At 48.2% G+C, this 13,273-nt stretch carries 14 protein-coding genes and 1 pseudogene; 10 read left to right on the top strand and 5 right to left on the bottom strand.

Features of this window, described 5'->3' with window-relative positions:
• Positions 1–64 precede the first annotated feature (64 nt).
• On the top strand, positions 65–868 hold the full coding sequence (locus ABO04_RS02835; RefSeq protein WP_160809103.1) for a slipin family protein: 804 nt from the start codon (positions 65–67) through the stop codon (positions 866–868).
• Between the two features lies 1 nt (position 869).
• Here ABO04_RS02835 and ABO04_RS02840 read toward each other — a convergent pair whose 3' ends face one another.
• Complete coding sequence (locus tag ABO04_RS02840) at positions 870–1,430, bottom strand: CNP1-like family protein (protein ID WP_240141386.1); 561 nt, start codon at positions 1,428–1,430, stop codon at positions 870–872.
• A 104-nt stretch (positions 1,431–1,534) separates the two neighbouring features.
• The gene (ahpC, locus tag ABO04_RS02845; protein WP_160809104.1) at positions 1,535–2,098 is read right to left on the bottom strand and encodes an alkyl hydroperoxide reductase subunit C; all 564 of its coding nucleotides are present in this window, start codon (positions 2,096–2,098) and stop codon (positions 1,535–1,537) included.
• Between the two features lie 740 nt (positions 2,099–2,838).
• Here ahpC and ABO04_RS02850 point away from each other — a divergent pair.
• From ABO04_RS02850 to hemB, 8 genes are all read left to right on the top strand, one after another.
• Complete coding sequence (locus ABO04_RS02850) at positions 2,839–3,186, top strand: hypothetical protein (protein WP_160809105.1); 348 nt, start codon at positions 2,839–2,841, stop codon at positions 3,184–3,186.
• 294 nt (positions 3,187–3,480) lie between these two features.
• A complete protein-coding gene (gene dapC, locus ABO04_RS02855) occupies positions 3,481–4,686 on the top strand; it encodes a succinyldiaminopimelate transaminase (RefSeq protein ID WP_160809106.1) in 1,206 nt (401 codons plus the stop codon).
• Between the two features lie 31 nt (positions 4,687–4,717).
• Positions 4,718–5,539 (top strand): 2,3,4,5-tetrahydropyridine-2,6-dicarboxylate N-succinyltransferase, encoded by an 822-nt coding sequence (gene dapD / locus ABO04_RS02860; RefSeq protein WP_160809107.1) that lies wholly within the window; start codon positions 4,718–4,720, stop codon positions 5,537–5,539.
• Between the two features lie 187 nt (positions 5,540–5,726).
• Positions 5,727–6,080 carry a small metal-binding protein SmbP gene (gene smbP, locus ABO04_RS02865; protein WP_160809108.1) on the top strand — a complete coding sequence of 118 codons (354 nt, stop codon included), beginning with the start codon at positions 5,727–5,729 and terminating at the stop codon, positions 6,078–6,080.
• 228 nt (positions 6,081–6,308) lie between these two features.
• Entirely contained in the window at positions 6,309–7,346 is a 1,038-nt protein-coding gene (locus tag ABO04_RS02870) for a biotin--[acetyl-CoA-carboxylase] ligase (RefSeq protein ID WP_240141387.1), read from the top strand.
• A 17-nt stretch (positions 7,347–7,363) separates the two neighbouring features.
• Positions 7,364–8,134, top strand: coding sequence for a type III pantothenate kinase (locus tag ABO04_RS02875; RefSeq protein WP_160809109.1), 771 nt, complete (start codon positions 7,364–7,366; stop codon positions 8,132–8,134).
• An 18-nt stretch (positions 8,135–8,152) separates the two neighbouring features.
• Entirely contained in the window at positions 8,153–8,824 is a 672-nt protein-coding gene (gene yihA, locus ABO04_RS02880) for a ribosome biogenesis GTP-binding protein YihA/YsxC (protein ID WP_160809110.1), read from the top strand.
• 143 nt (positions 8,825–8,967) lie between these two features.
• A complete protein-coding gene (gene hemB / locus ABO04_RS02885) occupies positions 8,968–9,975 on the top strand; it encodes a porphobilinogen synthase (RefSeq protein WP_160809111.1) in 1,008 nt (335 codons plus the stop codon).
• 65 nt (positions 9,976–10,040) lie between these two features.
• On the opposite strand, the gene pstB is transcribed toward hemB, so the two are convergent.
• The 3 genes from pstB to pstC all read right to left on the bottom strand — a co-directional run bounded on the left by pstB (position 10,041) and on the right by pstC (position 12,929).
• Positions 10,041–10,838: a phosphate ABC transporter ATP-binding protein PstB gene (gene pstB, locus ABO04_RS02890; RefSeq protein ID WP_160809112.1), complete on the bottom strand. Its 798-nt coding sequence runs from the start codon at positions 10,836–10,838 to the stop codon at positions 10,041–10,043.
• Between the two features lie 10 nt (positions 10,839–10,848).
• The gene (gene pstA, locus ABO04_RS02895) at positions 10,849–11,775 is read right to left on the bottom strand and encodes a phosphate ABC transporter permease PstA (RefSeq protein ID WP_160809113.1); all 927 of its coding nucleotides are present in this window, start codon (positions 11,773–11,775) and stop codon (positions 10,849–10,851) included.
• 215 nt (positions 11,776–11,990) lie between these two features.
• Positions 11,991–12,929 (bottom strand): phosphate ABC transporter permease subunit PstC, encoded by a 939-nt coding sequence (gene pstC, locus ABO04_RS02900; protein ID WP_160809114.1) that lies wholly within the window; start codon positions 12,927–12,929, stop codon positions 11,991–11,993.
• 174 nt (positions 12,930–13,103) lie between these two features.
• Here pstC and ABO04_RS11985 point away from each other — a divergent pair.
• Positions 13,104–13,273: pseudogene (locus ABO04_RS11985) on the top strand (IS5/IS1182 family transposase); the annotation flags it as partial.

Here is a 13,273-nt window from a genome sequence, read left to right on the forward strand (position 1 = left end):
AGACCGACAAAGTCAGTCTCGATTTAGAAATGGAATTACAACCAAAACACACCGGAGAATTAATATGCATACGGATATCGTATCTGTTATTACGCCAGTCCTGATATTTTCCATTTTATTTCTGGCCAGCGCACTCAAAGTATTGAAAGAATACGAGCGCGGTGTTGTATTCATGCTGGGACGTTTCTGGCGGGTCAAGGGACCGGGCCTGATTATTGTGATTCCTGCTGTACAAACCATGGTGCGGGTAGATCTGCGCACGATTGTAATGGATGTCCCCAGCCAGGATGTCATCTCACGCGACAACGTTTCAGTAAAAGTCAGTGCAGTACTGTACTTTCGCGTGGTTGATCCGCAAAAAGCCATTATTCAGGTTGAAGACTACAACATGGCCACCAGCCAGTTGGCACAAACAACGTTGCGCTCCGTACTGGGCCAGCATGAACTGGATGATCTGCTGGCCAGCCGGGAAAAGCTCAATACAGACATTCAATTGATTCTGGACGAACAGACTGAAACGTGGGGCATCAAGGTATCCAATGTTGAGATCAAGCACGTCGATCTTAACGAATCCATGATCCGGGCCATTGCCAGACAAGCCGAAGCAGAACGTGAGCGCCGCGCCAAGATTATCCATGCAGAAGGAGAACTGCAGGCATCGCACCATCTGCTCGAAGCCTCACAAATTCTGGCGCATCAGCCTCAAGCCCTGCAATTGCGTTATCTGCAAACGCTGACAGAAATAGCAGGAGAAAAAAGCTCCACGATTGTTTTTCCGCTACCAATGGAATTGCTGTCCATTTTACAGACAATATCAGGGGAGAAATCTGATAGCGATAACCAGATCAGGCAATCAAGCGATAAATAACTTAACGATTCACCATGGGGTGTATACCAGCTTTTAATGCACGTACGGCTTCTGCGGGAGAACCTACGACCAACCCACGCGGACAGAAATAAAATTTTGCCAATTCCCGCTGTGCCTGTAATTGCGTAACCCTTTCAAGCGGCTGCCATTCAGAGACACCAGCGCGCACCCAGCTGTGGGTTTCGTTGTTACCGGTTGCATAGCGTTTTCGCTCACGTGTTTTGCAGCGTATCCCTTCGTACGAGACATTGCTTGCGCCTTGTTCGGATTGGGCCACCATACTGTAGCGGATTACACGTTTCTCATCGACACTGATTGATTCAGCATCGATGAAATAACGTAATCTTGCAGTAGGACCGGCATCGAATTCCAGCAAATTTTCTGGTTGCGGATAAGCGGGCAAACTGGATTGAATGGTATCCCAATCCTTTTTGTGATCAAGCGTATCAAAAAACTTGCTTTGGTTGATGCAGGCAGTAACACCTAAGGCCAAAACCAGAGGCAGTATAATATTTACCGGTTTATTCAGTTTTCGATGCACAGCAGACGGTAGAAAAAACAAAATCGGCAGCTGCCAATTACGATGAAAGTGCTGATTATCGATGCGCCGGGATACCTCCCGCAGGAGGTATTTTTACCAGCGGATAGCAACATAACAATGAAGGATTAGATTTTGCCAACCAGATCTATTGATGGCTTCAATGTAGAAGCACCTTCTGTCCATTTGGCAGGGCAAACTTCACCTGAGTGCGTAGATACATATTGTGCAGCCTTGGCTTTACGCAGCAGTTCAGCCGCATTACGGCCAATACTATTGTCCTGAACTTCAAATGCCTTGATCTGGCCTTCAGGGTTAATAACAAAACTTCCGCGCAAAGCCAGCCCTTCTTCCTCAATAAGTACATCAAAGTTACGTGCCAGCTCCCGGGTTGGATCACCCACCATCGGGTATTGAACTTTACGAACGACACTGGAGCTGTCATGCCATGCTTTGTGTGTGAAATGCGTATCCGTAGAAACAGCGTAAACTTCAACCCCGGCTTTCTGGAATTCAGTATAGTTGTCCGCCAGATCTTCCAGCTCGGTCGGGCATACAAAAGTAAAGTCAGCTGGATAGAAAACAATAACCGACCACTTGCCCTTTAATGTTTTGTCAGATACTTCGATAAAATCGCCATTGTGATATGCAGTTGCCTTGAATGGTTTGATAACGGTATTAATCAGTGACATTGCCGCTTCCTTTTAATGTGGTTGATACAGAATTGCAGACTTCACAGGAAGTTTAAGACGCTGCGTTCAATTAGTCCAGCCAAATGAACAGCGTTCAACCACGGAAATCGTGCACCTGCATGATGGAAATGTATTTGTGTGACGGGATGTCGTTTTCATCGCTGTTACCTCATGCAGGGGTCTATCGCATCTCCCGTACAGACCACCGATGATCCGACCAAGACAACCAAGACAATCGAATGAATAGTGAACGCAGATCGGATACCACGCTGCAGAATGCTGCCAGTGAGCACCTGAAGCACATGCTGGCGACCTATGCTGGCGTGTACAATGTCACCATTTTGATGTAGCTTGGCAAACTGAAATCCGCGTCATGCTGCGTTTCCTCCACAGAAAGACCAGTAAACTTTGGAGCAACTGCAAACTATGCTGATCAGTGACGCTGTTTCTGGTGCCAGCCATGTGCGTCGTCAATAAATGGCACTTCTATCCATCGCAGAAATTCATCCCCTCGTAGCAGAATATTTTCTCCGGGACACAAAGGATTTCGTGCTTTCTCACGGAGGATTACACCATTTTCGGTACTGTGGGCGCAAAAATCTTCTTGAAAATAGATTATTTTGAATGATCTGCAATTGATCAAACGGATTTTGCCCTGAACTGACTACCTCGTTCACGTTTTCTTCAGAAGTCCCCCAGGGAATTTTTGTATCGTTAATTTATTTCACAGGAGCCAGGCAATGAAACAATCCACCTTTTTCCTTACTATGCTGATACTGTTCCATGCTTCAAGTAACGCAGGTACGCTTGTCAATGGTATCTGGTCACCAGCAGGATGCGGTGAGCAGCCTGTCGCACCGGTGGTTGGTGTTGCCAGCGTGGAAGACTATAACCGCAGCACCGAAGCAATCAATGAATGGCAGAAACGCACCCAGCAATACAATTCCTGCCTGGTTGACGAAGCAAATACAGACAATGCACTGATCGCCAAAACGGCGAATGATCAGCAGACAAAATTCCGGGAAGAGATTGAGCGGATCAGTACAGAAGCCGATGAAGCCAAGGCTAAACTGGAGGGCAAAAGGTGATGCTTGATGCGATAAATAACCCCATAATGGTGACGCATCGCACATTACACCATTTGTTTTTCATTAAACAGGTAATCCACAGCGGCGTCAGGTAGAACAGGAGCAGAATACCAGCCGGTTTCAGCAGACGACAGAGATATCAAACCACTCCACCCAATTGCAAACCGGTTACCGACAGTGATTTTTTGTTTGGTCAACGTTACCGGGGCCCTTTATAATTGAGGCCTGACATTTTACTGCCTCTCCCTGATATCTGATCCACAAGCACCGCATACGTGGACAATCCTGAAAAGTATGAACCCCTCACTGGAAAATCTTCAGCTATACCCGTTTCAAAAACTTGCCAGACTCTTCGAAGATCTCGTGCCATGTGATCTCTCACTGACTCCGATTGGTTTACATATTGGTGAGCCAAGGCATAGCACACCCGCATTTATCAGGCAGGAACTGGTAAACAATCTTGAAGGGCTGGCACATTATCCCACTGTGCTCGGAACCGATCGGCTGCGAACCAGTATCGCAAACTGGCTGATACAGCGCTATCACCTGACCGCTATTCATCCGGATACTGAAGTGATTCCGGTGAATGGCAGCCGGGAGGCGCTGTTTGCGTTTTCCCAGGCAGTTATTGATACCGAAGCGCGGCAGGCTGCTCAACCTGTGGTAGTTTGCCAGAATCCTTTTTATCAGATCTACGAGGGAGCTGCATTGCTGGCTGGTGCGAAGCCTCATTTCCTGAATCAGCTTGCAGAAAATGCTTTCTCGTTAGATACCACTCAATTACCTGATTCAGTATGGAAACGTACCCAGCTGATTTACCTCTGCTCACCCAACAATCCGACCGGCAAGGTATTAACGCTGGATGAATGGCGGCATCTGTTTGATTTGTCTGATCGCTATGGATTTGTGATTGCAGCCGATGAATGCTATTCAGAAATTTACTTCGATGAAAACCACCCTCCTCTGGGTGCGCTGGAGGCAGCTGAAAAACTTGGACGCCATGGATTTCCCCGTCTGGTTATATTCAGCAGTCTATCCAAGCGGTCCAACGTACCAGGCATGCGTTCCGGTTTCGTAGCCGGAGATGCAAGCATTCTCAAAAAATTTCTGCTTTACCGCACCTATCATGGCAGTGCCATGAATCCGGCGGTGCAGGCTGCCAGTACCGCTGCGTGGAACGACGAACAACACGTAGTTGAAAACCGGAAACTGTACCGTGAAAAATTTGCGGGTGCCATGCGTATACTGGGAGACACGCTGCCCGTCAGCATGCCGGATGCCGGGTTTTATTTATGGCTGAGAGCGCCTGTGGGCGGCATCGAATTTTCCAGACGTTTGTATCAGGAAGGGAGTGTTACCGTGCTGCCTGGCAGTTATCTGGCGCGAGAGGCGCACGGGATTGATCCTGGTGAGAATTTCGTGCGGATCGCACTGGTTGCGCCGGTGGCAGAATGCATGGAAGCCATGGAACGAATCAGGGACATTGCCGGAAAATTCTGATCTGATTATTTTTTATTTAGCTAGGAGTCACATGGAACAATTACAAGCTGTCATCGAGCATGCTTTCGAAAGACGCGCCGAAATCACCCCTCGCAATGTTGAGGCCAATCTCAAGGAATCGGTCGCCCAGGTTATCAATATGCTGGATACCGGCAAGCTGCGGGTGGCCGAAAAAGTGAATGGTGAATGGATAACCCGTCAATGGGTAAAAAAGGCCGTTCTGCTGTCTTTCCGCATGGAAGATAATTACTTTATCAAGGGTGGGTTTTCCAACTATTTTGACAAGATTCCATCCAAATTTTCTGATTACAGCTCGCGCGACTTTCGCGATGGCGGATTTCGCGTGGTTCCGCCAGCTGCTGTTCGCAAGGGAGCGTTTATCGCGAGCAACGTAGTACTGATGCCATCCTATGTCAATATCGGTGCATATGTTGATGAAGGCACCATGGTAGATACCTGGGCAACAGTGGGTTCCTGCGCACAAGTTGGTAAAAATGTTCACCTGTCCGGTGGCGTTGGTATCGGGGGGGTCTTGGAACCGGTACAGGCCAGCCCCACCATTATCGAGGATAACTGCTTTATCGGCGCTCGTTCTGAAATTGTCGAGGGCGTCATCGTTGGAGAAAATTCAGTCATTTCAATGGGTGTATACATTGGTCAGAGCACCAGGATTTACAATCGTGAAACCGAAGAAATCACTTATGGCCGAATCCCTCCGGGATCCGTGGTGGTTTCCGGAAGCCTGCCGGCCGATAACGGCCGCTACAGCCTGTACTGTGCTGTGATTGTGAAACAGGTGGATGCCAAGACACGCTCCAAAACCGGGATCAATGAATTATTGCGCGGGATTTGACTGCCAGAATGGAATGCTATCTGTCAACAATGAATGGTCTGTGGTATAAAAATAATTGTATGAATCTTGCATCGGGTGTGACGGGGTTCGATCTGTAGCACTGCCTGGTTTATTCCCCGCTGATTCTCAACGCTGTTACAGGAAATTCATACATCTTGAGCAAACCAGTATAAGAGGAGAAGCCATTATGAAAAGAACTCTGACAAGTCTAATCGCAGTTTTTGCCACGATGCTGTTCATGAGCATGCAGGTATATGCAGATTCACGTACTGTTCATGTTGATGAAGCACTGAAGCACGCAGATGAAGCTGTGGTCCAGGGCAAGGAAGGTCATGTCAAGGAATTGCTTGAACATGCCAGGGAAAGCCTGGAACATGCCAAACAAGCTGCCAATGCAGCCGAGGGAGGCAGTACAGAGCATATCGTTCATGGAATCAAACATCTGGAAGATGGCATCAAGCATGGTGAAGAAGGTCATGTTGATGTCGCTACCAGGCATGTAGAAGAAGCGATTGAGCATTTGCGCGCATTCGAGCATTAGACTGAATAAACATTACCAAAGTACACGGGTGTCTCTGATTCCATTTCTAAATCAAGACTGACTTTGTCGGCTTGCCTTGCCGTATTATTTATACTGTCTGCGGCTCACTTTCGTGTCATTTTTGATTCGGAAATGGAATCAGGGACACCCTTTGGACAAGGAGCGGAGTAATCCGCTTTTTTGTTATGGCATGCAGATGACAGTTATTCTTGCAGCAAGATTACCCGCATGGGATCAATCGAAAATATTCGCGAAAGCAGTTCAGAATCTGCCATGAAGCCACTGACATTTACCATTCTGAGAAGATTGAGTGATGGTAATTTCCATTCCGGTACAGCATTGGGGCAGGCACTGAATGTTTCGCGTGCGAGTATTTCCAACGCACTCCAGGATCTGGAAAATTATGGCCTGACAATCCACAAAATCCCCGGGCGTGGGTACCAGTGGCTGAATCCGGTGCAATGGCTGGATAGCAGGCAAATACGCTTTCACCTGGCTGAAAGCGCAAATTCTATGCAAATAGAGATTGCCGACATAGTCGAATCGACCAATTCATTGCTGTTACAGCGCGCAATCGATCAAACGTCCGCTCACAAAATCAAGCAAGTTCTGGCTGCAGAATTGCAGACACAAGGACGTGGGCGTCGTGGACGTTCATGGTCGTCAGGATTAGGAGATAGTCTGACTTTTTCAGTTCTGTGGCCGTCACAATGTGCTGTCAATGCGCTTTCCGGTTTGAGCCTGGCAACAGGCGTAGCAATTGTCCGTGCACTGACATCATTCGGTATTCGTGATATTGCCCTGAAGTGGCCGAATGACGTGCTATCCGGCCATAACAAGCTGGCAGGTGTACTGATCGAGCTGCATGGCGATATATTGAGCCCGGGCACCGTGATTATCGGTATCGGCCTGAATCTGAAACTCTGTAACGCCACGAAAACCCGGATTAATCAAAATGTAACCGATATCGCCAGCGCTGCAGGGCACGTGCCGGATAGAAATCAGCTGCTGGCTGTTGTACTGAAAGAGCTGGCTGAAATGCTCGATACATTTGAACAACATGGCTTTGAACCTTTCGTAACGGAATGGGAACGCTACCATGCTTATCAGGATCAGGCGGTGCAGATCAGTTTTCCGGATGGAAGCGTTCAGAACGGAATTGCAATCGGCATCGCACCCGATGGTGCCTTGCAAGTCAATACCCCGGCGGGTATCGTGCAATTAAGAAGTGGAGAAGTATCCCTGCGCGGACTGCCCCCATTCTGACAGCGGAGGTCTTCTGATTGAATGCATCCTTTTTTCTGCTGGCAATTGATTCCGGTAATACCGCCATTAAGTGGGGGCTACACGACGGCACGCAGTGGCTGGCATGTGGCAACATATTACAAGGTGAACGCATGATGCTGCAACAAGCCTGGGAGACATTGCCGGTACCTGCATCGGTATTGATTTCCAATGTGGCAGGATCACGAGCCGCAAGCGATTTGACAGCATTATTAAAGCCGTGGCGCATACAACCACAGTGGATCATGGCAAGTGCCAGTCAATGTGGTATAACCAGTCGTTATGCCAAACCGGAGCAGTTAGGCAGCGATCGCTGGATGGCATTGATTGCCGCCTGGCACAGGATGCAACGGATGTGCCTGGTTGTGGATGCAGGCACTGCCATGACAGTCGATGCACTGTCCTCCACAGGTGAATTTCTGGGGGGCATTATTGTACCCGGTCCGGATCTCATGAAGAAAGCACTGGCCGGCCGTGTCGGGGCACTAACGACTTCCGTTTCCGGCCGTTTTCAGGATTTTCCGACCAATACTGAAAATGCGTTGTACAGCGGAATGATCCAGGCGCTGACCGGCGCTCTGGAGCGGATGGGCTGCCTACTTGCGCGCTATTCGGAAAAACAAGCCCCTGTGGAAATCATCGTAACCGGTGGTGGTGCAGCACTGCTGGATCAGCATATTCATGCCCCTCATCAAATTATCGATAACCTGGTGCTGGAAGGGCTGGTTATTATTGCCAAATCAGATCACCCCGGTTACAACAAAAAATAAACATCAGGACGATGCACCATGGTACATCCGCTTTTCAGGCACGCTGAATTTTACACAACAGTTAACCACCTCCAAGATTTGCCGCAGGCGACTGGTGTTGAAATTGCTTTTGCCGGGCGTTCAAATGCGGGAAAATCCAGCGCGATCAATACGCTGGTAGGCAGAGGACGGTTTGCTTTTACCAGTAAGACACCCGGCCGGACGCAGCACATCAATTTTTTCCAGATCGGAGAAAAGCGTTTCATGGTTGATCTTCCAGGATACGGGTATGCGCAAGTGCCTCTGGCCATTCGTCAGCACTGGGTACACTTGCTGAGTACCTATCTGCAAACTCGTCCGGCGCTGTACGGTATGATACTCATCATGGATATACGCCACCCGCTGACAAAGCTGGATCTGCAGATGCTGGAATGGTTCGCACAAACAGGAAAGCCGGTTCATGTGCTGTTGACCAAAGCTGACAAGTTAAGTCGGAGCAAAGCACTCATCACTCTGGATGAAGTCAAACAGTTTTTATCTACCGATTACCCCGGCTGCACAGCACAAATTTTTTCCAGCTCAACCGCTGAAGGAACAGAAGAAGTCTCCCGACTATTGCAAAACTGGTTTGATGAGGGGGATGTCGAAGCACAACAGTTGGATAACTGCGAAAGCGACAGTCAAAAAAAAACCCCGGCTAAAGGGGATTGAGCCGGGGAGAATCGCCTTGCTTGTAAGGCCTCGCCTCAGGGAGGGAAGGCGAGAGGCAATCATTACAATTACCTGTTCATAAGAGATGGACTCATTGGACTTAGTTCCGTAACACATCAATTTTTTTATTTTCAGACATAAACATGACATTTTTCAGCCAGTTTCCACAAAAAAGAATGCGCCGTAACCGCCGGGATGATTTTTCCCGCCGCCTGGTTCGGGAAAATCACTTACGGGTGGATGATCTGATCTACCCGGTATTTGTACTGGATGGCAACAAACGTGAAGAACAGGTTGCTTCCATGCCCGGTATTGTCCGCCAGAGTATTGATCTCCTTTTGTTCCAGGCAGAAAAATGCCTGCATTTGGGAATTCCTGCGCTGGCAATTTTTCCGGTTATCGATGTGTCTCTGAAAAGCCTGACTGCTGATGAGGCCTACAATCCTGATGGCCTGGTGCCTCGTACCATCCGGGCGCTGAAAAAACATTTTCCCGAGCTGGGAGTGATCACCGATGTGGCCCTTGATCCCTATACCAGCCACGGTCAGGATGGCCTGATCGACGCAAACGGCTATGTGTTGAATGATGAAACTGTCAACGTGCTAGAGCGGCAGGCGTTAACGCACGCCCAGGCCGGAGCGGATGTTGTAGCGCCTTCTGACATGATGGATGGCCGGGTTGCCGCCATTCGATCGATACTGGATCGTGATCGCTTCATTCACACACGGATACTGGCCTACTCAGCCAAATATGCTTCCAGTTTTTATGGTCCGTTCCGGGATGCAGTCGGTTCGGCAGCCACGCTGGGAGCGGGTAATAAATACACCTATCAAATGGATCCGGCCAATTCGGATGAAGCAATCTGGGAAGCAGGACTGGATATTCAGGAAGGTGCGGACATGATCATGGTCAAACCTGGCATGCCTTATCTTGACATCGTACGCAGAGTAAAGGATGAGTTGGGGGTGCCCACTTTTGTTTATCAGGTGAGCGGTGAGTATGCCATGCTGAAAGCGGCTGCCATGAACGGATGGCTGGATGAAAAAGCCTGTGTTACCGAAGCATTGCTGGCGTGCAAGCGCGCCGGGGCTGACGCGATCCTGACATATTTTGCTCCGGTAGTTGCTGACTGGTTACAGAAAAATGCCTGAAGCCGGGTTACCCTAAGAACCTCTGAAAAACCATCTACATTGCTATTTCGTTTTCCAGAGGTTCCCTAGCCAAACCGGCCGGTTATGTAATCTTCCGTCTGCTTATTTTTGGGCTTGATGAAAATATTATCAGTAGCTCCGAATTCGATCAACTCTCCCATATACATGTAGGCAGTGTAGTCTGAAACCCTGGCTGCCTGCTGCATGTTGTGGGTCACAATCAGGATCGTAACTTTATTTCTGATATCCGAAATCAATTCCTCGATACTGGCAGTTGCGATTGGATCCAGTGCGGAAGTAGGTTCATCAAACAAAAGAATCTCCGGATCGGTCGCCAGTGCACGAGCGATACATAACCGTTGTTGCTGCCCCCCTGAAAGATTGAATGCGAGATCTTCCAGCCGATCTTTGACTTCCTCCCACAATGCGGCATTACGTAGCGCATTTTCCACCCTCTCTTCCAGAATCGAGCGACGTTTGACACCTCTTATCCTGAGGCCATAGGCCACGTTCTCAAAAATTGATTTAGGAAAGGGATTGGGTTTCTGAAACACCATGCTGATCCGCATTCTGACTTCAATCGGATCAATCTCGGGTGAGAGAATATTTTCATTATCCGGGTAAAGGAGAATCTCACCTTCGTAATGGTTGTGCGGATAAAGATCATGCATGCGGTTAAAACACCGCAAGAAAGTTGATTTACCGCAACCTGACGGTCCTATCAAGGCAGTTACCTGTTTTTCATGCACCACCATATTGATATTTTTAAGTGCCTGATATGCTCCGTAATAGAAGTTCAGTTGATTAACTGCTGCCTTTTGAACAGTTGGAGAGGCAGTACTGGCAGGTTTAAATATTTGCATGCGTTTGAGTTTACCACTTTATTTTTTTACGCAGATAATAGCGCAAATAGATAGCCAGTCCATTCATCAGCAATGTCATGATAACAAGCACCAGGCCGGCTGCAGCAGCGTTATGCTGAAAAGCTTCCTGAGGTCTCGATATCCAGTTGAACATCTGGATCGGCATGACTGTAAAAGGCTCCATCAGCCATTCAAAGGATAGGAACGGAAATTGATCCTGAATAGGAGATGGAGGTAGGAAGGCGATGAATGTCAGTGCGCCAATCGTGATGATTGGCGCAGTCTCCCCAATCGCTCGCGCCAGTCCGATAATGATACCGGTCAGAATACCCGCGGCAGAATAAGGCAGCACATGATCCGCTACCGTTTGCCATTTGGTTGCGCCCAGAGCAAAAGCGCTTTCACGTATGGTAAGAGGGATAGATCGGATTGCCTCGCGAGTTGCCACAATCACAATCGGCAGGATCAGCAGCGCAAGCGTCAATCCAGCTGTAAGGATACTTTGCCCAAGCCCGAGCTGATAAACGAACAGCCCCAATGCCAGCAGGCCATAAATGATAGAAGGTACGCCTGCCAAATTGGTGACATTGATTTCGATGATTTCAGTAATGAAGTTTTTGGGGGCATATTCCTCAAGATAAATACCGGCCGCCACTCCAAGGGGAACAGCCGCTGCCGCTGTCACCAGCATGACCAGTGTAGTGCCGACCCACGCAGAAAGAATTCCGGCAGATTCTGGCTTGCGGGATGGGAAAGAGGTAAAAAACTCCCAGGTCAAACGCGGCATTCCATCCACCATCATGTTCCCAAACAGCGCAATAAATGTCAGAACAGCAATCATCAGAGCAATAACGCCCGCTGTCAGCGCCAGTAGATCCCAGCGTTTGTGGCGGGCGATAATGGTACGAATTTCATTAATATTATCTGTGTTGTTCATGAGTATCGATGAATTAGATTAATTTGCATGCGGTGTCAGCATTAAGGAACCCCTGCAAAACGATCTGCTTGCTATTTATTGCGTTAAAAATCGGCTCAAAGTGCTCTTTATCGCATATAAACTCCGCTTATTCACCGATTTATGCCTTGAACTGACTGCCTCGCTAACGTTTTTCAGGAGTTCCTTAAATCATAGAACGTGAGAAGTCATAAACATCAATAAACTTCCCGGAATCGTTTGCGCAGCAGATGTCCCAAGATATTGAAAATCAATGTCAATAAAAACAGCGTCAATCCTGCAGCAAAAATCGTCTGATACCCCGTACTGCCATGTGGCAGATCACCCAGACTGACCTGTACGATGTAGGTGGTAATAGTGGCAGCAGGTTCCATGGGATTCCATACCAGATTGGGCTGCATGCCTGCTGCAATCGCAACTACCATGGTTTCGCCGACTGCACGGGAAATACCAAGAATATAGGCAGCGGCGATACCGGATAAAGAAGCAGGCATCACCACCTTGACAGCCGTCTGGAAGCGCGTGGCACCGATGGCGTATGAACCTTCCCGTAAATGCATGGGCACAGAACGCATGGCATCTTCTGTCATTGAACTGACGTAGGGAATAATCATGATTCCCATCACCAGCCCCGCGGACAAAAGGCTGAAACCAGGCAGACTCGGAAAGATCGTTTGTAACAGCGGAGTAACAAACAGCAATGCGAAATATCCGTAAACGACGGTTGGTATGCCGCCAAGCAATTCAAGAAATGGCTTGGCAATTTCTCTTACGGCAAAGGGGGCAAATTCTGAAAGATAGATAGCAATGAACGTGCCAAAAGGAAGTGCTATGGCAAGCGCAACCAGCGAACTGACTACTGTTCCGGAAACAAGAGGAAGGATTCCGTAATGCGCATCGTCAAACAGCGGTGTCCATTGCGTGTCGGTCAAGAAATCCCACAGAGAAACATGCTCAAAGAATACCAGGGATTCCGAGATCAGCAGATAAATAATCGCAAACGTAATAAAAACCGAAAGAAAAGCGGCCAGAAACAACAACAGCTCTATTACTCGCTCTTTCAGATAGCGCTTGCGGTTGTGACGTAAACTTTTGGATGGATAACTGATAACTGAAGCAGGTACTCTTCTTCCCATGAATAGCAAACCGGTCGATCGAAGGGTGTTATTTTAAAGGCTAATTATTATAGTTTAATGAAAATAAAAATATCGTATCGATTGATATCGACTCAGGAGCCTCTGATCAAGAGGCTCCTGAGTATATGGAATACCGGTTGCAAATATGAAAAGACGCTACACTCTGCGAGATGATCAATGATCGAAGATGCCGATAACGAATACGCTATGATTGATTCCGCAATTGTCCGCGCTCATCAGCATAGCGCTGGGGCAAAAAAACGGAATGCACCGGGCGATCAAAAGGCAGACTGACAATCAAAATCCATGTTTTGTGCAATGCGCCGGGCAATCCAACAGGCTTC

The organism is Nitrosomonas sp. HPC101 (assembly GCF_009833125.1).
Lineage (GTDB): Bacteria > Pseudomonadota > Gammaproteobacteria > Burkholderiales > Nitrosomonadaceae > Nitrosomonas.